At 66.0% G+C, this 20,052-nt stretch carries 22 protein-coding genes; 11 read left to right on the top strand and 11 right to left on the bottom strand.

Translation table 11 applies throughout. The features are described from left to right. Window positions 1–31: 31 nt before the first annotated feature. Together MU553_RS09455 and MU553_RS09450 are read right to left on the bottom strand one after the other, a co-directional pair. Entirely contained in the window at window positions 32–1,723 is a 1,692-nt protein-coding gene (locus MU553_RS09455) for a potassium transporter TrkG (RefSeq protein WP_247377493.1), read from the bottom strand. A 1-nt stretch (window position 1,724) separates the two neighbouring features. After that, window positions 1,725–2,408 (bottom strand): potassium channel family protein, encoded by a 684-nt coding sequence (locus tag MU553_RS09450; RefSeq protein WP_247377496.1) that lies wholly within the window; start codon window positions 2,406–2,408, stop codon window positions 1,725–1,727. A 93-nt stretch (window positions 2,409–2,501) separates the two neighbouring features. On the opposite strand from MU553_RS09450, the gene MU553_RS09445 reads away from it, so the two are divergent. Continuing rightward, window positions 2,502–2,729 (top strand): DUF7860 family protein, encoded by a 228-nt coding sequence (locus MU553_RS09445; RefSeq protein WP_247377498.1) that lies wholly within the window; start codon window positions 2,502–2,504, stop codon window positions 2,727–2,729. Here the strand turns inward: MU553_RS09445 and MU553_RS09440 are convergent, their stop codons facing one another. Together MU553_RS09440 and MU553_RS09435 are read right to left on the bottom strand one after the other, a co-directional pair. After that, complete coding sequence (locus MU553_RS09440; protein ID WP_247377500.1) at window positions 2,730–3,107, bottom strand: DUF7975 family protein; 378 nt, start codon at window positions 3,105–3,107, stop codon at window positions 2,730–2,732. 64 nt (window positions 3,108–3,171) lie between these two features. Next, entirely contained in the window at window positions 3,172–3,681 is a 510-nt protein-coding gene (locus MU553_RS09435) for a hypothetical protein (RefSeq protein ID WP_247377502.1), read from the bottom strand. Between the two features lie 168 nt (window positions 3,682–3,849). Between MU553_RS09435 and MU553_RS09430 the strand changes: the two genes are divergently transcribed. From MU553_RS09430 to MU553_RS09420, 3 genes are all read left to right on the top strand, one after another. Then, window positions 3,850–5,037 (top strand): redox-regulated ATPase YchF, encoded by a 1,188-nt coding sequence (locus MU553_RS09430; protein ID WP_247377503.1) that lies wholly within the window; start codon window positions 3,850–3,852, stop codon window positions 5,035–5,037. Window positions 5,038–5,113: 76 nt separating this feature from the next. Continuing rightward, window positions 5,114–6,361: an MFS transporter gene (locus MU553_RS09425; protein WP_247377505.1), complete on the top strand. Its 1,248-nt coding sequence runs from the start codon at window positions 5,114–5,116 to the stop codon at window positions 6,359–6,361. A gap of 55 nt (window positions 6,362–6,416) precedes the next feature. Beyond that, on the top strand, window positions 6,417–7,439 hold the full coding sequence (locus MU553_RS09420) for a deoxyhypusine synthase (protein WP_247377507.1): 1,023 nt from the start codon (window positions 6,417–6,419) through the stop codon (window positions 7,437–7,439). A 29-nt stretch (window positions 7,440–7,468) separates the two neighbouring features. Here MU553_RS09420 and MU553_RS09415 read toward each other — a convergent pair whose 3' ends face one another. Genes MU553_RS09415 through MU553_RS09405 form a run of 3 tightly spaced genes read right to left on the bottom strand, consistent with a single transcriptional unit; the run spans window position 7,469 to window position 10,828 of the window. Next, window positions 7,469–8,476 (bottom strand): AI-2E family transporter, encoded by a 1,008-nt coding sequence (locus MU553_RS09415; RefSeq protein ID WP_247377509.1) that lies wholly within the window; start codon window positions 8,474–8,476, stop codon window positions 7,469–7,471. Between the two features lie 60 nt (window positions 8,477–8,536). Next, window positions 8,537–9,721, bottom strand: coding sequence for an AI-2E family transporter (locus tag MU553_RS09410; protein WP_247377511.1), 1,185 nt, complete (start codon window positions 9,719–9,721; stop codon window positions 8,537–8,539). A gap of 54 nt (window positions 9,722–9,775) precedes the next feature. Then, window positions 9,776–10,828 (bottom strand): NAD(P)-dependent alcohol dehydrogenase, encoded by a 1,053-nt coding sequence (locus MU553_RS09405; RefSeq protein WP_247377514.1) that lies wholly within the window; start codon window positions 10,826–10,828, stop codon window positions 9,776–9,778. A 274-nt stretch (window positions 10,829–11,102) separates the two neighbouring features. On the opposite strand from MU553_RS09405, the gene MU553_RS09400 reads away from it, so the two are divergent. The 4 genes from MU553_RS09400 to MU553_RS09385 all read left to right on the top strand — a co-directional run bounded on the left by MU553_RS09400 (window position 11,103) and on the right by MU553_RS09385 (window position 14,643). Further along, complete coding sequence (locus MU553_RS09400) at window positions 11,103–12,101, top strand: CDP-glycerol glycerophosphotransferase family protein (RefSeq protein WP_247377515.1); 999 nt, start codon at window positions 11,103–11,105, stop codon at window positions 12,099–12,101. After that, a complete protein-coding gene (locus tag MU553_RS09395; protein WP_247377517.1) occupies window positions 12,089–12,778 on the top strand; it encodes an NTP transferase domain-containing protein in 690 nt (229 codons plus the stop codon). The genes MU553_RS09400 and MU553_RS09395 overlap by 13 nt, the downstream gene beginning before the upstream one ends. A 128-nt stretch (window positions 12,779–12,906) precedes the next feature. Next, window positions 12,907–13,569, top strand: coding sequence for a glycerophosphodiester phosphodiesterase (locus MU553_RS09390; protein WP_247377519.1), 663 nt, complete (start codon window positions 12,907–12,909; stop codon window positions 13,567–13,569). Between the two features lie 84 nt (window positions 13,570–13,653). Further along, window positions 13,654–14,643 carry a CDP-glycerol glycerophosphotransferase family protein gene (locus tag MU553_RS09385; protein WP_247377521.1) on the top strand — a complete coding sequence of 330 codons (990 nt, stop codon included), beginning with the start codon at window positions 13,654–13,656 and terminating at the stop codon, window positions 14,641–14,643. Between the two features lie 157 nt (window positions 14,644–14,800). Here the strand turns inward: MU553_RS09385 and MU553_RS09380 are convergent, their stop codons facing one another. After that, window positions 14,801–15,418, bottom strand: a complete 618-nt coding sequence (locus tag MU553_RS09380) for a class I SAM-dependent methyltransferase (RefSeq protein ID WP_247377523.1) — start codon at window positions 15,416–15,418, stop codon at window positions 14,801–14,803. A 258-nt stretch (window positions 15,419–15,676) separates the two neighbouring features. Here MU553_RS09380 and MU553_RS09375 point away from each other — a divergent pair, with 258 nt between their 5' ends. Beyond that, complete coding sequence (locus MU553_RS09375) at window positions 15,677–15,871, top strand: cold-shock protein (RefSeq protein WP_247377525.1); 195 nt, start codon at window positions 15,677–15,679, stop codon at window positions 15,869–15,871. Window positions 15,872–16,000: 129 nt separating this feature from the next. Here the strand turns inward: MU553_RS09375 and MU553_RS09370 are convergent, their stop codons facing one another. After that, window positions 16,001–16,633 carry a metallophosphoesterase family protein gene (locus tag MU553_RS09370; protein WP_282594254.1) on the bottom strand — a complete coding sequence of 211 codons (633 nt, stop codon included), beginning with the start codon at window positions 16,631–16,633 and terminating at the stop codon, window positions 16,001–16,003. A gap of 131 nt (window positions 16,634–16,764) precedes the next feature. On the opposite strand from MU553_RS09370, the gene MU553_RS09365 reads away from it, so the two are divergent. Then, a complete protein-coding gene (locus MU553_RS09365) occupies window positions 16,765–17,202 on the top strand; it encodes a MaoC/PaaZ C-terminal domain-containing protein (RefSeq protein WP_247377528.1) in 438 nt (145 codons plus the stop codon). A 182-nt stretch (window positions 17,203–17,384) separates the two neighbouring features. Further along, window positions 17,385–19,196 (top strand): L-aspartate oxidase, encoded by a 1,812-nt coding sequence (locus MU553_RS09360; RefSeq protein WP_247377531.1) that lies wholly within the window; start codon window positions 17,385–17,387, stop codon window positions 19,194–19,196. 56 nt (window positions 19,197–19,252) lie between these two features. On the opposite strand, the gene MU553_RS09355 is transcribed toward MU553_RS09360, so the two are convergent. Then, window positions 19,253–19,711, bottom strand: a complete 459-nt coding sequence (locus MU553_RS09355) for an ester cyclase (RefSeq protein ID WP_247377533.1) — start codon at window positions 19,709–19,711, stop codon at window positions 19,253–19,255. A gap of 32 nt (window positions 19,712–19,743) precedes the next feature. Further along, window positions 19,744–20,007 carry a DUF7127 family protein gene (locus MU553_RS09350; protein WP_247377535.1) on the bottom strand — a complete coding sequence of 88 codons (264 nt, stop codon included), beginning with the start codon at window positions 20,005–20,007 and terminating at the stop codon, window positions 19,744–19,746. Between the last annotated feature and the right edge of the window lie 45 nt (window positions 20,008–20,052).

Raw genomic sequence — 20,052 nt, 5'->3', positions numbered from 1 at the left:
GACGCTCAGGTCTCGCTTGGAGACACTCGGATCAGGGTTCCAGCCCGTAGATCGCTGACCGAACGAAGACGAGCACCGGAATGATCTCCAGGCGACCGATCCACATGTTGAGCGTGAACATCGCTTCGGCGAGCGGGTGCATCGTCGGGCCGGTGATGCCCGAGGAGAGGCCGACGTTGCCCTGGGCGCTGGCGACCTCGAACAGCGCGTCGGCGTAGCCGAAGCCTGGCGCGACGTTGGCAAGCACGATACTGCTCGCGATGAGGAGGAGTATCCACAGAATCGTGACGATCGCCGCTTCGCTGAACTCCCGTTCCATCTCCTCGCGGTCGAGCGTGCGGTCCCCGAGGCGGGCGGTGATGACGGCGTTCTTCGGCAGGAACACGCGCGAGAACTGCCAGATGATCCCCCGGGCGATGGTGTACCCGCGGATGATCTTGATGCCGCCGACGGTCGACCCAGCGGCACCGCCGAGCGTCATCGCACCGACGAGCATCACTTTGCCGCCAGCGACCCAGCGACCGATCGGTGCCGACTGGAAGCCAGTACACGAGAGGGCGCTCACCCACTGGAACGTCGAGTCCCGGACCGCGTCGCTCTCCTGGGGACCCAGCACCTGAACCGACTGCGGGAGGAACGACTGGGTCGCGAAGGCGTCGCTGGCGACCGGGACTGACAGCGCGTTCTGGAGCGAGAGGCCGACGACGCCGAGCGCGAGCAGGACGAACAGCCACCGCGTCTGGAGGTCTTCGCGGAGTTCAGCGAACTGTCTGTCGTGAACGAGGAGGTAGTGAACGGGAAACGCGATGGCTCCCAGAATCATGATCGGGAGCAGAACCGTCTCGACCAGCGGCGAGTTGTAGGTCGCGATGGAGTTGTCCGTGACCGAGAACCCGCCCGTGGTCAGGCCGGTCATGGCGTGGTTGAGCGCCTGCCAGGCGGCCTCCCACAGCGGGAGCGACTGGGCGTACGCGCTGTCGCTCGCCAGGATCGCGCCGAACAGGAGCACGAACGACAATAGCGTGTACCCGACGACGAGTTTCCAGACCGTCCGCACCGTCGAGACGACGCTGGGATGGATCTTCTCCTCGCGGGCTTCGCTCCGATAGAGCGTGTAACTTCCGCTGCCCGGGCGGGAGAGGATCGAGACTGTGAGCACGATCACGCCGACGCCGCCGACCCACTGGATGAACGAGCGCCACCACTGGATCGAGCGGGGGAGCGACGGCTCGTGAATCGCCATCGTCAGGCCGCTGCCGGTCCAGCCGCTCATGCTCTCGAAGAAGGCGTGCAGCGGGTCCCGGAAGTACGCGAGACTGGACAGCGTCGTCGTGCCGCCGACTTTGATCGGTTCCCACGCGCTCGTGTCCATGCCCGCGGGGACGAACGTGTCCATGACTGCTGGCGGGGTCAGCCAGGCCGTCAGAAAGAACGGGATGGCGCCGAAGGCGGCGGTCATGAACCACCCGCCGGCGGCGATGACCATCCCGTGTTTCATCCGGGGATTCGGCGCGTCCACGAACCCGCGATTGGCCAGTCCGCCGACGGACGCGGTCGCACCCGCCGCGAGGAAAAAAGCCATCGCGGCGTAGAACTCCCGGAACCCGAGGGCGATGGCTGCCGTGATGACCATCAGCCCGGCTTCCATCAACAGGAGCTTCCCGATGTCCCGGGCGATGATCCTGAGGTCGGTCGGGAGCAGGCCGTCGTTCCGTCGCGACATGTCAGCTATGGTCCTCGGTATGGCCGAAGACGTCCGTCACGCCGGGCGTCGCTCCCGTCGCCGAGTAAACCGTTAGCAGGTCGCCGGCGTCTATCCGAACGTTCCCGCGGGGCGTTATCGGCTCGCCCCGGCCGTTGCGCTCGATGGCGACGACCAGCGTCTCGCCCCCGACGAGCCCCTCTTCGTTGGCCTCCTGGAGCGTCTTCCCGACGATAGGTGCGTTCTCCTTGACGCTGATCTCGAACACTTCCGCCTCTTCACCGATGCGCATGAAGTCGACGATGGAGGGGCGCTTGACCGCCCGATACAGGTGCTCGGCGATGAGGCTTTGGGGGTTCTCCATCGTGTTCACGCCGATCTGTCGGAACAGGCTCATGTGCTCGGGATTGTGCACGACGGAGACGACTTCCGGCACGTCCAGTTCCTGTGCGAGCAAACAGACCATGATGTTCGTCGCGTCCTGGTCGGTCGTCGAGATGAGCGCGTCTGCCCGGTCGGAACCGGCGTCTTTCAGCGTCTCTTTGACCGTCGCGTCGTCGTTGATGACGAGACAGTCGTACTGTCTCGACGCTCGTTCGGCCCGCTCGGCATCGCGTTCGATGACGACGACTTCGTTGCCGCCGGCCGTCGCGATCTCGATGAGCGGCGTCCCGATGTCACCCGCCCCGACGATGACGATATACATCTGTCGCGGTGTTGAAAACCGACCGATGAAAACCTACCGTTCTCGGCGCACCTCCCAAAAAGGTTAAACGAACGGTCGTCCCGATACCCGATAATGGCACGCACACGATCGATCGACTATCCCACGTGGACCAAGCGCAGCTTCCTGATCGGCATCTCGCTGTTCGTGGCCGGCCTGCTGGCCGACGTGATCGGGAGCACGTACTTCGGCCCGCTTCCCGGGTGGGAACACACGCTCTTCGTCGACATGGAGTTCCTCGGCATCTTCGTCGCGCTCCTGGCGCCCATCGTCTTCGGTATCGTTCTGCCCCTGCTCGAATAGCTACGGTTCGACGATCGCCAGCGCGTAGCTCTCCTCGAAGTCGTAGACGTCCAGAAACAGCCGGTCGACGAAGTCCGCGGTGTGTTTCGGGTCCGCCAGCGCGGAAATGTGTATCTCGCCAGCGGGGGCTTTCCGGGTCGCCGGCTGGGCGATCTTGAACACGTGGAAGTCCGCGAGCAGCGCGTCCAACCGGTCGCGCTCGGCGTCGCCGACCTCGACGGTGATCTCGCGGTCGACGTACTCGACGACCGGCGACTCGTCGTCGGTTTCGGCACCGAAGTACACTGCCGATTGGCTGCCCGCCCGCCGATGAGCCGTGATGGCTTCGGCTAACTTCGCCCGACGTGTGGCGGCGTCTTCGCGCTCCGGACCTGCCATACCGGTACCTTCTCCGTCGACGGGCAAAAGCGCGATGCCACGCTCCTGTCTGCTTCCCGGGGTACTATAGGAGATACCACGCCAGCAGGACCAGGACGAGCACTTTCTTGACAAGGATGACGCCGATGATCGTCTGCTGTGTCGTCGCCGTCCGGAGCGCGCGGATGGCGCGGCGCGGCAGGTTCGGCAGTCGCGCGAGTTCCCGCGCCAGCAGGCGCAGTTCGGTCCTGAACGTCTCGGCCGCCGAGCCACTCCCCTCGACGTGGGCGGCGTGCGCCGACGGCACCCACTCGCCGCCGGTGTAGGTGACCTCGACGGTCTCGCCCTCGAGGAACTCGACCTGCTCGAACGCGAACCCTGCGGACTCGGCGAGCGATTCGAGCTGGAGGACGTCCCGGTCGTCGTTCAGCTCGTAGCGAAACCGGACCGCCTCGGCACGCCAGTCGAACCGGGCCGTGAGGACCACCGTCCGGGTCCCGACGGCGACGTCCGTCACCTGCGCCAGCTCCGTGTTCCCCTGTCGCTGGCGCTTTTTCGTCGTCAGGTGTTCGTACTCGCTGACGGGTTCGCTCATGCGAATACCTCGTCCCCGACCCAACATAAGTTTATTTCTGGCATAATAGTTTACAAAAATCGAACGAGCGTTTTCAGAACGCCCCTGTCTTGGGGCCTGTCTGTCACTCTCTCCCACTACTTATCAGGGTAGAAACCCTTTAGCGAATCGTTCGGCTATGTCGGTGCAATGAGTTACAAGATCGGGCTGGTCGGCAAACCCTCGGTGGGGAAGTCGACGTTTTTCAACGCTGCCACGATGAACGACGTGCCGGAGGGCGCCTACCCCTTCACGACGATCGATCCGAGCGTGGGCGAGGCCTACGTGCGAGTCGACTGCGCCGCGCCGGAGTTCGACCACACCTGCACGCCGAACCACGGCTACTGCGAGGAGGGGACGCGGTACGTTCCCGTCAAACTCGTCGACGTCGCTGGCCTCGTCCCGGGTGCCCACGAGGGCCGGGGACTGGGTAACCAGTTCCTCTCGGACCTGAACGAGACGGACGTGCTGGTCCACGTCGTCGACTTCTCGGGGACGACGGACATGGAGGGCGAAGCCACTGAAGGTCACGACCCCCGCGAGGACATCGACTTCCTGGAGAACGAACTCGACATGTGGTACCTCGACATCTTAGAGAAGGGGATCGAGCGCTACCGGTCGGGGTACGAAGGCGAAGAGAAGGAGATCGAGGTCGACCTCGCCGAGCAGATGAGCGCGTTCCGGACGAACAAAGACGAGATCAAGCAGGTCATCCTCTCGCTCGGACTCGACCTCGACCCGGAGACCTGGGACGAAGACGACCGGGAACGCCTGGCTCGCGAGATTCGCATCCGGACCAAGCCGATGATCGTCGCGGCCAACAAGATGGACACCCCCGAGGCACAGGAAAACTTCGAGGAGATCACCAGCGATCCCGAGTACGAGCACCTGACTGTCGTCCCCGTCTCTGCGCACGCCGAGAAGGCGCTCAAGCAGGCCGACGAGCAGGGCGCCGTCGAGTACCGTCCCGGCGCGAGCGAGTTCGACATCGTCGCCGACCTGAGCGACGAGCAGGCGGCCGGCCTCGAACAGATTCGGTCGTTCGTCACGGCGTTCGAGGGGACGGGCGTCCAGCAGGCCATCGAGACCGCGCTGTTCGAGGAGTTCGGGGCCATCGCCGTCTTCCCCGGCGCGGAGAGTCCCCAGGAGGACGGCACCTTCCTGCAGGACTGTTTCGTCCTCCCCGAGGGCGCGACCGCCGAGGAGTTCGCGTACTTCCTGCACACCGACATCGGCGACGGGTTCCTCCACGGGAAAGACGTTCGGTCGGGCCGCCAGATCGGCTCCGATCACGAACTCGACCACCGGGACGTCGTCGAGATCACGACGACGAACTGACTGCTCACTGCGATCGTGTGCGCTCACCGCCACGCCGACCCCAGTTTTACACGGCTTGCGGTCATTCTCTCGACAGATGAGTACCGCGGAAACTGACGAGTCCATCGCCGCCCGGGAATCGTCGAGCCGGAAGTACCGCGTCCTGATCGTCCTCGCGCTCGCCGAGTTGCTGGCGATGACGCTCTGGTTCTCGGCGTCGGCCGTCGGGCCGGAACTCGCCGCGGCGTGGGGCCTCTCGGGTGCCGAGACCGCGTGGCTGACGAACGCCGTGCAACTGGGCTTCGTCGTCGGCGCACTGCTTTCGGCGGTGTTTACGCTTTCGGACGCCGTTCCGCCGCGCCACCTCTTTGCCGTTTCCGCGGTCGTCGGTGCGGTCGCGACCGCCACCATCGCACTGGCGGTCTCGTCGTTCCTCCCGGCCGTCGTCCTGCGCTTTCTCACCGGCGTCGCGCTGGCCGGCGTCTATCCCCCCGGTATGAAGATCATGGCCGGCTGGTTCCGGGAGGGCCGCGGGTTCGCCATCGGGTCGCTCGTCGGCGCACTGACCGTCGGATCGGCCATGCCACACCTGCTCCGGGCGGTCGGCGGCGTCGGCCAGCCGCGACTGGTTCTCCTCGGTGCGGCAGGGCTGGCGGGGATCGGCGGCCTGCTCGTCCTCTCCGTGCGGCCGGGCCCGCACCAGGCTCCGGCAGCGCCGTTCGACCCGGGTGCGGTGCGCCGGATGGTCAGCGACCGGGGGACGATGCTGGCCAACCTCGGCTACTTCGGGCACATGTGGGAGCTGTACGCGGTCTGGACGTGGATTCCCGTCTACCTGGCCGCCAGCTTCGCGGCCAGCGGCGGCGAGTCGGCGGCCTTCGCCGCGCTCGTCGCGTTCGGGACCATCGCCGTCGGCGGCGCGGGGGCGCTCGTCGCGGGCATCTACGCCGATCGGATGGGGCGGACCACGATCACGAGCGCGAGCATGGTCGTCAGCGGGGCCGCGTGCGTCGGTGCCGGGTTCGTCTTCGGCGGCCCCGTCGTCGTCCTCGTGCCCTTCGTGCTCGTCTGGGGGTTCGCCGTCGTGGCCGACTCCGCGCAGTTCTCGGCGGCCGTCTCGGAACTCGCCGAGGACAGTTACGTCGGGTCGGCGCTGACCCTGCAGACGGCCATCGGCTACCTCCTGACGATCGGGTCGATCCAGCTGACGCCGGTCGTCGCCGAGGCCGTCGGGTGGCGCTGGGCCTTCGTCCCGCTGGTCGTCGGCCCCCTCGTCGGCACGGCCGCGATGCTGTACCTGCGGACGCTCCCCGAAGCGAGCGCGCTCGCTGGCGGGCAAGGGTGAGTCGCCGGGGTCTCGAACCGCGCCGTTGAAACCGCTCGGTCGCAATCCTCCTGCAATGACCGAGGACGACCACGAGTGGCAGCCACCGGAACGGGAGACCTTTTCGCACGATCCGATCGCCCACGCCGAGGCGCGCGCCGGCATGACCGTCGGCCAGCTCGCCGACGAGTACGGCGAGGCCGGCATCGGCGCGGCGGACCTCCACGAGGCCGTCGACATCTACGCCGAGATGTTGGACGACGACGTGACGAACTTCGTCGGCCTCGCCGGTGCGATGGTGCCCAGCGGCATGCGCCGCATCGTCGCCGACCTCATCCGCGACGGCCACGTCGACGCGCTCGTCACGACCGGCGCGAACCTCACCCACGACGCCATCGAGGCCATCGGCGGGAAACACCACCACGGGCAGGTCCACGCCGAGGGCAAGACCGAGCGCGAACACGACGAACAGTTGCGAGACGAGGAGGTCGACCGCATCTACAACGTGTATCTCCCCCAGGAGCACTTCGCGCTGTTCGAGGGCCACCTCCGCGACGAGGTGTTTCCGGCCGTCGAGGAGGAAGGCACCGTCAGCATCCAGCGACTGGTTGCGGAACTGGGCCGGGCCAACGGCGAGGTCAACGAACGGGCGGACGTCGAGGAAGGCCCGGGCATCGCCGCCGCGGCGTACGAACACGACGTGCCGGTCTACTGTCCGGCCATCCAGGACTCCGTGCTGGGGCTCCAGGCGTGGATGTACGGCCAGACGAGCGAGTTCTCGCTCGACGCGCTCGCGGACATGAACACCATCACCGATCAGGCGTTCGAGGCGGACGAAGCGGGCGCGCTGGTCGTCGGCGGCGGCGTCCCCAAGAACTTCGTCCTCCAGACGATGCTGGTCGCGCCCGACGCCTACGACTACGCAGTGCAGTTGACGATGGACCAGCCGTCCACCGGCGGCCTCTCGGGGGCGACGCTGGACGAAGCCCGCTCCTGGGGCAAACTGGAGAAGGCGGCACGGAACGCGTCCGTGTACGCCGACGCGACAATCACGCTGCCGCTGGTGGTCGCGGCCGCCCGCGAGCGCGTCGCCGAGTGAGGAGTCCGCAGTCGGTGACGGCCTGCGTGCTACGTTCCGGGGGGCGAGCGGTACTCGTCGCGGAACACGTCGAGGGTCGCGCGGAGTGCGCCGATGACGATCGGGCCGAAAAACAGGCCCATGATGCCCATGACGGTGATGCCGCCGACGAGCCCGAGGACGATGACGGCGGGGCTGACCTGGGCGTAGCGATCGACGACGATCGGCCGCAGGTAGTTGTCCGAGAGACCCACGATGACGCTCCCCCAGAACAGGAGAAACACCGCGGGGAGCAGCTGGTCGTTCGCGATCAGGAACAGGACCGCGGGGCCCCAGACCAGAAACGAGCCGACGATCGGGAGCAGCGAGAGAACCACCATCACGGCGGTCCAGAACAGGGCGCTGGGGATCCCGACGACGAAGAGACCGATCCCTGCGAGAACGCCCTGGACGACCGCCACGAACACGTGTCCGGCCAGCACCGCCCACATGATGTCGTCCAGCGCGGCGTAGAGTTCGTTCTGGACGTGGTCCGGGAGCGGGAGCGTTCGACGCAACCAGGCCATGAACGCGGTCCCGTCCTTGAGGAAATAATAGAGGAGAAACACCGTCAGCCCGAGTCCGACGAACAGGTGCGTCACGGCACCGAACGCACCGAGGAGGCTGCCGAACGCTTGAGTTCCCCCGTCGCTGAGGGCCGACTGGAGCGTTCCCGCGATATCGACCCGGAGCCCCGTGACGCCGTAGATCACCTGCTCTGCCTGCGCGAGCGTGATGTCCCCCTGTCTGACCTGTCGGACCAGGCTGAGCCCTTCAGAGACGACGACCTGCCCGACCACGACGAGCGGTATCAGCAACGCCAGCGTGGCCACGAGAACGAGCAGGCTCGCTGCAACTCGCGCGCCGATTCGCGGTGTGAGACGTCTCTGTGCCGGTTCGAGGAGGTAGGCGAGCAACACGGCGAGCAGGAAAAACTGGAGAAAGGGGGCGACGAACGCGACCGAGAGCCCCAACAGCACGAGTGCGAGCGCGATGAGCACGCCCCTGGTGATATCCATATCACTGGCGTCCACGGCGAGCAGGAAAAGAATCGAGCGAGGGGTTTCGACGCCGACAGGTCACGATTCCGACGCTGTCGTCTCAGTGTCGTCCGACTCGGCGCCGTCGTCGCCGGCGTCTTCTGCGGTGTGTTCGTCGGCGATGATGGGGTCTGATCCGATCGCGGGCGCGGCCGTCACCTGCGGGGTGAGCGGTCTGCCGTGAAGCAACTCGGTGAAGCCGATGCGGACGAGCTGGATGCCGAGCACCAGGAGGAGCGGGCCGAGAAACAGGCCGTACCAGCCAAAGAGGATCGGACCGAGGATGTACGCGAACAGGACGAGGCCGACGTGGGTCTTGCGCCCGGCGATGCGCGGCAGCAGCACCGCCATCGGGACGAGGTCGGCGAACACGAGACAGGCCACGAACAGACCGACCGGAAAGAGCAGCAACGAGGGGTCGGTCCGGGCCGCGACGACCCCGAGATACGCCGTGAGCGGGACGTAGACGAGCTTTCCCACGACGATCGGGACCATGCTCGCGACGCCGGTCAGCAGTGCGAGTGCCGTCGGGAACGGGACTGTCAGACCGGCTGGTGCGAGGAGGTTGAACCCGTGATAGAACACGAGGGTGATGGCGGCCACGACGGCCACCAACAGGACGTTGCCGAAGTAGATGGTTCCGAGGTCGCGGTCCACGGCAGTCGCGTACGCGTGTGCCGGCGCTCCCCGGTCGGCGACGCTCGATTCGAACCAGCCCCGGATGTTGTCGTCGTCACGCAGCAGGTAGAACGCGACCGTCACCGTGATGAACAGGTGGAGGAGGACGTCGGTCAGGAACAGGAGCACGCCGGTGCTGGCGGCGACGACGCTCTGGACGGGGCTGTCGCCGCCGGTCGCGACCTGCTCGGCACCGTCGATCGGATCGGTGAGGTCCGAGAGATCGACGTAGGACGTGATCGTCTCTTCGATCGGTGCGTCCTCCACGAACGTGACCAGTTCGCCGACGCCGACGACGGCGAGCGAGCCGACGATGACGAGCGTGGGGAGTGCCACGGCGAGGAGTGCGACGAGCGCGGCGATGCCGGGCGAGACGTGCCGCTGTAACCGGTGCTGGAGCGGCCTGAGCCCGTAGTAGAGAAAGACGCCGAAGACGAACGTGCCGACGAACGAGTAGAAGACGAACGCGAAGGCCGCTCCGAGCGCCAGCGTGAGCGCCCACCAGCCAGTTCGGTACCGGTCGGTCCCCGGCAGTACTGAGAGCATACCAGCATTCGATACCGCAGGTCAAAAAATAACCACGGTGAGGGCCGGCCATCGCTACGTGAAGTCGACGAGCGGCTTGATGATGCCGTCTTCCTTGCTCTCCATCAGCTCGAAGGCCTCGTCGACGGCCGCGAAGTCGAACTCGTGGGTCGTCATCGGCGTGGGGTCGACGCGCCCCTCGTCGAGGAGTCTGAGCAACCGCTGGAGCCGCAGGCGCCCGCCCGGACAGAGGCCGGTGACGATGTCTTTCTCGGCCATTCCGACGCCCCACTCGCTCCGGGGGATGTTCACGTACTCGCCCTGGCCGTGGTAGCCGACGTTCGAGATCGTGCCGCCGGGTTTCGTGACTGCGATACAGCTCTCGAAGGCGGCGTTGGCTCCCAGCGCTTCGATGGCGGCGTCGACGCCCTCGCCGTCGGTGAGCGCGGTGATGACCTCGACCGGGTCCTCCTCCTCGAAGTTCACCACGTCGTCGGCGCCGTACCGTCGCGCGAGCTCGATCCGCTCGGGGACGGCCTCGACGCCGATGATCCGCCCGGCGCCCTGCAACGCCGCGCCCTTGACGGCCATGAGGCCGACCGGTCCGAGCGCGAACACGGCGACCGTTCCACCCATCGGGATGTCTGCGTTTTCGGCGGCCATGAACCCGGTGCTCATCATGTCCGCGACGTAGGCTGCTTCCTCGTCCGAGACGCCCTGAGGGATGTGGGCAATGTTCGCGTCCGCCTCGTTGACGTGGAAGTACTCCGCGAACACTCCGTCTTTCTCGTTGGCGAACTTCCAGCCGCCGAGCGCGCCGCCGGACTGGGACGGGTGGCCGTTCTGGGCAGCAGCGGACCCCCAGTCGGGCGTGATCGCGCCGACGGCGACGCGGTCACCGGGCTCGAAGTCCGTGACCGCCGATCCGACGGCGTCGACCACGCCGACGGCCTCGTGGCCGAGCGTCAGGTTCTCGCGCTCGCCGATCGCGCCGTGGACGGTGTGGACGTCCGAGGTACACACCAGTCCCTTCGTCGGCCGGACGATGGCGTCGGTCGGTCCCGGCTCCGGCACGTCCTTCTCCGCGAAGCCGACTTCCTCGAGCTCTTCCATGACGAATGCCTTCATGTACCGTACCTCCCGCTGGGACTTCGGCCGGAACGCTGCTAAAACTAGCTGGTGATTCACGGTCATGGACGGGTGTCAGCCAGGGCCGTGGCTGAGGCTTGGTATACGGGCTTTTGTCACGTCCTGTCCGGGTTGTTACAGTTGTTTTCGAATACATTAGGCGATAAGATTAATGATTTGGCTGGTGTATGTACGCCACCTTTGTTGTATTGAGAGCTACGGAGTCGGTGCGAATCGCCAGCCAACCACCGCGGACGGATTTGATCGGGTCACCATGGTTACCATCCTCTACACGTTCGACCGACGTTTCATGCGGAAAACGTTCGTCGCGATCGACCGGTACGTCGACGCGTCATCGGCTGTGCTCCCCTTGCGGCCCGAGGCGGGCTGTCCGACCTCGATTCCCGTCGTCCAACGATCGATCGCGTCAGTCGAGGACCTCGACGCGGCCGTGTTCGACATCGACCCCGACGTCGTCGTCCAGAACCACCGCTTCGGGACGGAAGTGCTCGACGAGCGACCGGCGTTCCAGCGCGAGTATCCCCTCGTCCACGTGCGACACGGCGCGTCACTCGGACGGGGCGAAGCGCGAAACACGACGCGGGACCTCGGCGACGTCGTCGATCTCGCCCTCGCGCCCGGCGAGCAGTGGGCGCGACACTATCGCGAGGAGTTTCCGGACGACGTGGACGTGCGGGTCGTCGGCATCCCGGAAGCGGACGAACTGGTCAGCACGGACCCGCCCCGCGAGCGCCGAGTCCTCTACGCCCCGACGAACCACAACTACGGCGGCGGCAGCTATCTCCGGACGGCCACACAGGTGCTCGATACGTTCGCCGACTCCGAGTACGAGCTTCGATTCCGCCCCCATCCGATGGACCGCATCGAGGAACCGGGGCGCACGCTCACCGAAGCCTGCAAGGAGCGCATCGCGGACCTGCCGAACGTCACCTTCGACGACACCACCACGCCCCGCGAGAGCATGCTGTGGGCCGACCTGTTGATCTCTGACTGTTCGGGCATCATCACCGAGTGGCTCCACACCGGACGTCCGCTGCTCCAGGTGACCGACACGGAAGCCGACCTCGACGTACCCGTCGTCGGTATGGTCACCGAGGAGTTGTCGCTCGCGACTGTCGATCAACTGTACGAACACGGGTACCCGGCGAGCGTGGCACGGGAGCGCTCGACCACGCTGGCGGATCTCGGCGTCCCGATGGACGGTCGCGCTGGGAAACGAGCGGCAACGGAGGTGATGGCGTGCACGCAGTAATCCTCGCCGCCGGTGAGGGGAGCCGCCTCGGCTCTCACGCGTCGGACATCCCCAAGGCGTTCATCGATCTCGCCGGGCGAACGCTGTACGAGCGACAGAAACGCGTCCTCTCCGGGCGCGTCGACTCGATGACCGTCGTGCTCGGCTACGCCTACGAGAACGTGATCGACGAGATCACGGACGCGCGAACCATCGTCTTCGAGGACTGGGACGACTACGAGAACGCGGAATCGCTCCGTCGCGGCCTCGCCGGCGTGGACGACGACGTGCTCGTGTTGAACGGGGACGTCGTCGTGACCGAAGCGGCCGTCACGGCGCTCATCGACAGCCACTCGTCGACGACTGCGCGAAGCGTCGTCGGGTGCATTCCGGGCTACCAGGACGGGTCGACGGCGGTCCGGTGTGACGACCGGGGACTCGTCACCGAGTACGGGATGATTACCGGACACCGGCACGCCGGCCTCGGCGTCATCGACAGCACGCACGTCGATGCGGTCCGCGATCACCTGAGTCAGCATCGCACCGAGTGGTATCCCGTGCTGTATCCCACCGTCGAGACCGAAATGGTGCCGATTCCCGCAGACCATCACATCGAGATCAACTACCCGCGTGACCTCTTTGCAGCCCGCCGTAAGCTCCCCCTAGACGCCGCTGACGGGCTCGATCTCCAGACCTGAGACGTCCGTGGCTACCGGGATCGGTTTCACCCGGTCGAAACAGCGGGTTACTCGGACGAAACTCGTTGGGGGGATGACAGACGAGAGAGCCGATAGCGTTAATGCGGTCCTACGCTTGGAGGCCGGTAATGGAGCTCATCGGCCACCGGGGCTGTGCCGCCCAGTGTCCGGAAAACACCGTCAGGGCGGTCAAACGCGCTGCTCAGTACCTCGATGCCATCGAGGTCGACGTGCGTCGGTGTGGATCCGGGGAACTGGTCGTCTTTCACGACGAGACTGTCGACCGATTGACTGATGGGTCCGGTCCGATCGCCGACCTCAGCTGGACCGAACTCCGGGACCTCGACGTGCTCGACTCGGGCGAGTCGATTCCCAAACTCGACCACGTGCTCGACGCCTTCCCCCAGGGCGTTCGGGCGCAACTCGAACTCAAAGACACTGGCATCGCCGCGGACGTTCGAGACGTCGTCGCCGACTACGACGTGGACGTGACCGTGTCGTCGTTCCGCCCGGCTTCCCTCCGGGAAGTCAACGCCGTCGACTGGACCGTTCCCACGGGCTATCTGTTCGAGTCCGACCCGTCGACGAGCCTCAAGATCGCGATCGAACACGGCTGTGACGTCGTCCACCCTCACTACGACCTCTGTCTGGAGACCGACGTCGTCACCGCAGCCCAGAGTTCGGGCCTCGACGTCGTCGCCTGGAAAGCCGCCCGCACTGCCGACGAGATCGCAGCGCTCCGGAACGTCGGGGTCGACGGCGTGACGACCGACCGCTGGGACATCGCCTGAGCGGCCGCTGCCGCGTTCTTGTCGCCGTTCTGACTCTCCCAACAGTTAACCACGGTTCTGGCGTATCCTGGATGGGCCGTCACTATGCCCGAGATTCTCTACACCGTAGAGTTTCCCTTCCAGGCCAAGACGTTCGAGGCGATCGATCCCCACGTCGACGTGGCGTCGGCGTACCTGCCGCTTCGGCCGGCGGCCAAAGGGTGCACTGACGAGATCGACGAGGTCGACCTCGCGTACATGGACGTCGGCTACGTGAACCGTCAGGTCCGCGAGATCGACCCGTCAGTGGTCGTCTACAACCACAACTACCGCCACAGGGACGTCGACTTCCAGACCGAGTACCCGCTGGTCCACGTGCGACACGGCGCGTCGATCGGCCGCGGAACGGTTCAGGTCGACGTCGAAGAGGTGTTCCCGCTGATGGACGCGGCACTCGCGCCCGGCGAGTGGTGGGCGACGCAGTACCGCGAGACCGAGTCGCCCCTCGCCGTCGAGACGGTCGGCATCCCGGAAGCCGACGCGCTCGTCGACTCGGAGCCGCCGCGCCAGCGACGCGTGCTATACGCCCCCACGAACACCCGCTACGGACAGGGCTCCCTGTGCAACACGGCCGAACACGTCCTCGATACCTTCGCTGGCTCCGACTATCACCTCCGCTTTCGCCCGCATCCACACGACACGCTCGAACAGCCTGCGCGCTCGCTGGTTCGAAAGTGTCGCGACCGCATCTGTGACCTGCCTACCGTCACGTTCGACGACGCGTGGTCGCCGGTCGAGAGCCTGCTGTGGGCCGACGTACTGATTTCGGACTACTCGGGCACCGTCACCGAGTGGCTGCACACCGGACGTCCGCTGCTCCAGCTGACCGACGTCGTCTCCGAGACCAACGAGGTCCCCGAGATCGGGACGACGACCGACGAGCTGGCAATCGAAACAGTCGACCGCCTCTACGAGGACGGCCACTCGCAGGCAGAACGGGACCGTCGCGACGCCTGGCTCGACAGGCTCGGGATTCCGATGGACGGCCGTGCGGGTCGCCGCGCGGCCAGCGTGCTCACGGCTATCGTGGAGTAAGCGCCGTCCGATCCGCGGGACGGAGGGCAACCGACTTGCCTCCCCGCCTCGTAGCCACCGATGGCCGATGACGATGGACTGCGGTTCAGAGCCGGCCTCGACACCCGGCAGTGACGAACCCTATGAGTGCCGAGGCCCAATTTCTGGCCGATCCTGGCTATGCCGAGCGGAACGTCCTGACGGTGTCTCGTTCCCCCACCTCGGCGTCGACCTCGACGAAGTCGAACTCGGTGAACACGCGGCTCCAGTCGCGATAGTACAGGGGAAAGTCGTCGTTGACGTAGTTGACGTCGGGGTCGTCCGAGTGCGATTGATCCTCCCCGCCCTCGTTCTCGACGGTGACGAGGAGGTCGTCGGTGATCCGGGCGATCTCCTCGAAGACCCACTCGACGTCCGGATGGAGGTGTTGGAGCGTCTCCACCGAGTAGACCGCGTCGAACTGCCCGTCCTCGAAGTCGCCGACGACGTCTTCGATCGCGGCGTGGTAGAACGTCCCCTGGTCGGCAAGCGCCGGATACGTCTCTTCCATGACGTCGAACGCGTCTCCGTTGACCTCGATGCCCGCCAGGTTCTCGAAGCCGTGGTCGAGCAGGTGCGCCAGGTGGCGACCCGAACTACAGCCCAGTTCGAGGACGGACGCGTCGCGGGCGACGAACCGGTCGAGAATACTGCGGATCGACTCGCTCGTCTCGTCAGGGCCGTAGTACGCGTAATATTCCGGCGAGTACTCCCCACTCCGCTCTGCCCACTCCTGCCGAACCTCGTTAGAATCCACGTCTGAGGACTGCCCTCGACACGTAAAGCCCCGTCGGCTCATCGCATCTCGTCGCACGTGCCGGCACGACGAGAACTGTGGATACGACGGAACCTGTCGCTCGTTGTGACGAATCCAGTACTATCTCCCCGAGAACCGACTGTGCGTGGTCGAATGTCCGCTACAAAACTTTTGGACTGGATGTTCGTCTATCTGAAATCCTATTTTACGGACGAATGCAGAACCTTTATCCCTGTAGTCTGCATTTGTCTATTTGCAATGGCAAACGGTAAGGTTGATTTCTTCAACGACACAGGCGGTTACGGCTTTATTGACACAGAGGACGCGGACGAGGACGTTTTCTTCCACATGGAAGACGTTGGCGGCGAGGACCTGACGGAAGGGACCGAGATCGATTTCGACATCGAGGACGCCCCGAAGGGCCCGCGCGCGACCAACGTCGTTCGTAACTAGAGTTTCGTACTGTCGCCACAGAGCGACACAGCGTGACTTCGTTCTTTTACACCCAGATCCACCGACAGCACCGACGCTGGACGTGACCGTGCATCCAGAGGCTGAGTGGCGACGCCCGGCGAACCGGTCTCAGTCGGGCGTCTCGTGGCTCGCAAGCGTCAGATCGGTCGGATCGAGCGTGTAGTATCGCTCCCAGGCGGGCGCGAGACTGACGACGCGACAGCCCTCGATCTCGGCTTCTTTGTGGCGGTGGTGGTGGCCGACGAGACAGAGGTCGGGGTCGAGTGCCGCCAGGAGGTCGTTGACGTGCCCGCAACCCGGATCGTAGCCGAAGTACAGCAGCCCGGTCGGTGCCTCGTGGGTCATGAGCACGTCCACGTCCTCGATGGCGGCGAGCTGGTCGACCTCCTCGCGGGTGAAGTGGCGCCGCCGTCCGCCGGAGAGTTCGCTGCACGGGCGGTCGAACTTCGTCGGGGCGTAGTTGCCGGACAGCCCGGCGATTCGCAGCCCACTGAGTTCGGCGGCCGTGCTCGCGAGCAGGTGGGCGTTGGTCACCTCGGGCAGCATTGCGCCGTCTCGGAGCGCGTCGATGACGTCCAGGTCCTCGTTGTTCCCGGCGATGAACCACGTCTCGACGGGGAGGTCGTACCACTCCAGGTCGCCCACCTGGAGCGCAACGTCGGCCGCCGCGTCGTCGTACGCGTTCACCAGGGCTGCGCGATTGTCCGGGTCGGCCGCGTGCGCGTCGCCGAGCACCAGCATCGTCGACGATACGGTCGCACCCACGGTAATTCCTCCGGCGATCCGCGCCTGGCTTTCTGTCGATGTGTGACTGACCGGACCGGCCCGCCGGAACGTAACCTCTATTCCCCTGACACCCTCGCCTTCACGCGATGAGTTATCGGACGTTCGCTGACGTGACTGTCGACGAGACGATCGACTGCGGGACGACCTCGGCAACGCGAGAGGAGATCCTCGCGTTCGGCGAGGAACACGATCCGCTCGCCATCCACACCGATCCCGACGCCGCGGCCGAATCACACTTCGACGGCCTGATCGCCAGCGGCATCCACACGTTCGCGCTGACCCAACCGCTCGTCGTCGAGCACTTCTACGGCGACTCGGACCTGGTCGCCGCCGGAAACTTCGAGGACGTGCGCCTGCCCGCGCCCGTTCGGCCGGGTGACACGCTTTCGGTCTCGCTGACCGTCGAGGACAAACGCGTCTCGGAGAACAACGACAGCCGCGGCGTCGTCACCACGCGACGGACCGCGACCGTCGAGGACGACCTGGTCTTTTCGCTGCGGAATCACACCGTCTGGCAGCGGTAGGTGATCGCCGACGCCGGGACCACCACGCTGTGCCTGCAACGATTTCCACGAAACCACCACTGCTGGCCGTCAGAACTGGGTATACTGCAACTTATCCCGCGCCACGCGCGATGCTCATATACTTCCGTTGCCTAGATTAGGACAGAATAGCCGCCCGGGCGGCATTCGGTGATACTCCTCACATGGCACCTCAGCAACCACCCGGTGAGAGCGACGGCAGCTCTGCCACAGCGAACACAGCAGTACAGCGATCCCGTTACGAGACGGTGTCCGTGCCGGTTCTGGTCATCGGTGCGGGTGCAGCCGGTGCCCGCACGGCGATCGAACTCGTCGACCGCGGCGTCGAGACGCTCGTCGTCGGGAAACGAGCCCACGGCGACGCACACACCATCTGGGCAGCCGGCGGCATCAACGGCGCGCTGGGGAGTCTCGACCCCGAGGACGACTGGACCGTCCACGCCGCGGACACGCTCAAAGAGGGCCACTTCCTGAACGACCCCGTCGCGGTCGAGACCGTGGCGAAGGCCATGCCCGCCCAACTTCGCGAACTCGACGCGTGGGGGACTGACTTCGACCGCACCGCCGATGGACGGATCAACCAGCGGTACTTCGGCGCCCAGTCGTTCCGCCGGACGGCGTTCGTCGGCGACCGGACCGGCGAGGCCATCCTCGACACGCTCGTCGCGACGGCACAGTCGCTCGACGTGCCCTACCGCGAGAACGTGCTCGTCACCGACCTGCTGTCCGACGGCGAGCGCGTGTACGGTGCCGTCGCGGTGGACCTGACGAACGGCGAGTTCGTCCTGTTCGTCGCCGACTACGTAGTCGTCGCTGCCGGCGGCTTCTCGGCGCTGTACGGCCGCCACTCTTCGCGCGACGACGAGAACACGGCCGACGGCCCGGCACTGGCATACGAAGCCGGTGCTGACCTCATGGATCTGGAGTTCGTCCAGTTCCATCCGACCGGAATGGTGGGCGACCGCTACGGCGAGGACTGGGCCGGCCGGCTCGTGACCGAAGCCGTCCGCGGCGAGGGCGGTCGCCTGTTCAACGCGGCGGGCGAGCGGTTCATGGCGCGGTACTCGCCAGACCAGATGGAACTCGACGCCCGCGACGTGGTCGCTCGCGCCATCGCCCGTGAGATCCGGGAGGGCCGCGGCACCGAGAACGGCGGGGTGTACCTGGACGTCAGTCACCGCGACGCCGAGTACGTCAGAGAGCGGCTCCCGGCGATGGTCGAGCGGTTCGCGTCGCTCGGCGTCGACGTCACCGCGGAACCGATGGAAGTCGCCCCGACCGCCCACTACACGATGGGTGGCGTGGACGTCGACTGGACGACCGGTGCGACTCGAATCGACCGGCTGTACGTCGTCGGCGAGTCCGCGGCCGGCGTCCACGGCGCCAACCGCCTCGGCGGGAACTCCCTCGCTGAGACCGTCGCCATGGGAACTGTCGTCGGCGAGCACCTCGCCGGTCAGCGCCCCGAGACGCCTTCCCTACCCGACGGAATGGCGGCGTACGCCGAACGAGCGATGACCGCGCTCGACGACCTGGCCACGTCCGACGGGTCCGTCCGGCCCGGCTCCCTCATCGCCGACCTCCGGACCTGCATGGACGAGTACGCCGGTATCATCCGGGACGAGGACGGTCTCCAGACCGGTCTCGCTGAACTGGGGGCGCTCCGCGAGCGGACCGGCGACCTCCGCGTCGAGGGTGACCGGACGGACGGGGACTTCGAGCGCGCCGTGGTCCTCTCGTTCATGCTGACGCTAGCTGAGGGCGTTCTCCGCGGTGCACTCGTTCGCGAGGAGTCCCGCGGGGCGCACTTCCGGCGTGATTTCGACGCGCCCGATCCCGACTGGCACCGCAACGTCCTGTTCCGGCGCGGCGTCATCGGGATGGACCACTACACCCGCGGCGTGCCCGAACCATCGAGCGAGGTCCGGGCCGCTCTCGACGAGGGACACGAACTGGACTACCACCATCTGGAGTAAGTGCGGGTGTCGACGCGACGCCGACATACCGTTCGGCGGGGAACTCGCGAGGGCCGTCAGCTGTCGGCCGCTCGCCGGACCAGTTCTTCGATACCGGGGACTACGTCGAGCTGCTGGAGCAGTCCCAGCGTATCGAAGAGCGACCACTTCTCGGCGATTACCCCGTCCGCGACGCGGAACTGTTCCATACCGGTCGCGACCACCGACCGGCCGGTCGGCGCCATCCCCATGAACTCGCCGTCGTTCGTCCCCCGAGCGGTGTAGCGTACCATCGCCGTGTCTTCGTCCGTGGTGACCGTTTCCACGGTGGTGTCGTAATCCGGGAACGCAGTCCGATACGTCTCGACGAGTTCCCGGTAGCTGTCTCGCCCTTCGACGTCGTCCTGTGCCGACGGCTCGTGGATCACAATGTCCGGAGCCACGATCTCGTCGAGCACGTCGACGTCCCCTTCGCCCCAGACGTCGACGACGTCGCGTCTGACCACGGCTCTGAGTTCAGCGTCTCGTACTGTCATGTGGTCTCTCCGATTCCGAGCGGTGTCGACCGCTAGCGGTTTTCGTCGGTCTGTGCACTCGTGATGAGCAACATTCCGTCGTTGACAGTGATGTCCGACGCATCTGGCGGAATCTCGAACTCGTACTGATCGTCGCCCGCGACGACGATCGCCACGTCACCGACGACGTCGAGCGACGGATGGACTGCGGGGCCGAAATCCACCACGACGACGTTCTCGTCCTCGTACTCGCGGCGAGCGATCGTGATCTCGTCGTGGCTGTCCGCGGCCGAACGGAGTTCGCCAGGTGCCTCCATGGGTCGTGTTCGCCTGTGTCTCACCTAAGTGCTGTGTCGCCCGGA

Source organism: Halorientalis brevis, from assembly GCF_023077655.1.
This window is presented reverse-complemented; position numbering and strand designations above follow the sequence as displayed.

What these genes read in the sequence shown, in the direction of transcription:
- MU553_RS09455 (WP_247377493.1), bottom strand. Translation starts at nt 1,723, where the DNA reads ATGTCGCGACGGAACGACGGCCTGCTCCCGACCGACCTCAGGATCATC.
- MU553_RS09450 (WP_247377496.1), bottom strand. Translation starts at nt 2,408, where the DNA reads ATGTATATCGTCATCGTCGGGGCGGGTGACATCGGGACGCCGCTCATC.
- MU553_RS09445 (WP_247377498.1), top strand. Translation starts at nt 2,502, where the DNA reads ATGGCACGCACACGATCGATCGACTATCCCACGTGGACCAAGCGCAGC.
- MU553_RS09440 (WP_247377500.1), bottom strand. Translation starts at nt 3,107, where the DNA reads ATGGCAGGTCCGGAGCGCGAAGACGCCGCCACACGTCGGGCGAAGTTA.
- MU553_RS09435 (WP_247377502.1), bottom strand. Translation starts at nt 3,681, where the DNA reads ATGAGCGAACCCGTCAGCGAGTACGAACACCTGACGACGAAAAAGCGC.
- MU553_RS09430 (WP_247377503.1), top strand. Translation starts at nt 3,850, where the DNA reads ATGAGTTACAAGATCGGGCTGGTCGGCAAACCCTCGGTGGGGAAGTCG.
- MU553_RS09425 (WP_247377505.1), top strand. Translation starts at nt 5,114, where the DNA reads ATGAGTACCGCGGAAACTGACGAGTCCATCGCCGCCCGGGAATCGTCG.
- MU553_RS09420 (WP_247377507.1), top strand. Translation starts at nt 6,417, where the DNA reads ATGACCGAGGACGACCACGAGTGGCAGCCACCGGAACGGGAGACCTTT.
- MU553_RS09415 (WP_247377509.1), bottom strand. Translation starts at nt 8,476, where the DNA reads ATGGATATCACCAGGGGCGTGCTCATCGCGCTCGCACTCGTGCTGTTG.
- MU553_RS09410 (WP_247377511.1), bottom strand. Translation starts at nt 9,721, where the DNA reads ATGCTCTCAGTACTGCCGGGGACCGACCGGTACCGAACTGGCTGGTGG.
- MU553_RS09405 (WP_247377514.1), bottom strand. Translation starts at nt 10,828, where the DNA reads ATGAAGGCATTCGTCATGGAAGAGCTCGAGGAAGTCGGCTTCGCGGAG.
- MU553_RS09400 (WP_247377515.1), top strand. Translation starts at nt 11,103, where the DNA reads ATGGTTACCATCCTCTACACGTTCGACCGACGTTTCATGCGGAAAACG.
- MU553_RS09390 (WP_247377519.1), top strand. Translation starts at nt 12,907, where the DNA reads ATGGAGCTCATCGGCCACCGGGGCTGTGCCGCCCAGTGTCCGGAAAAC.
- MU553_RS09385 (WP_247377521.1), top strand. Translation starts at nt 13,654, where the DNA reads ATGCCCGAGATTCTCTACACCGTAGAGTTTCCCTTCCAGGCCAAGACG.
- MU553_RS09375 (WP_247377525.1), top strand. Translation starts at nt 15,677, where the DNA reads ATGGCAAACGGTAAGGTTGATTTCTTCAACGACACAGGCGGTTACGGC.
- MU553_RS09370 (WP_282594254.1), bottom strand. Translation starts at nt 16,633, where the DNA reads ATGCTGGTGCTCGGCGACGCGCACGCGGCCGACCCGGACAATCGCGCA.
- MU553_RS09365 (WP_247377528.1), top strand. Translation starts at nt 16,765, where the DNA reads ATGAGTTATCGGACGTTCGCTGACGTGACTGTCGACGAGACGATCGAC.
- MU553_RS09360 (WP_247377531.1), top strand. Translation starts at nt 17,385, where the DNA reads ATGGCACCTCAGCAACCACCCGGTGAGAGCGACGGCAGCTCTGCCACA.
- MU553_RS09355 (WP_247377533.1), bottom strand. Translation starts at nt 19,711, where the DNA reads ATGACAGTACGAGACGCTGAACTCAGAGCCGTGGTCAGACGCGACGTC.
- MU553_RS09350 (WP_247377535.1), bottom strand. Translation starts at nt 20,007, where the DNA reads ATGGAGGCACCTGGCGAACTCCGTTCGGCCGCGGACAGCCACGACGAG.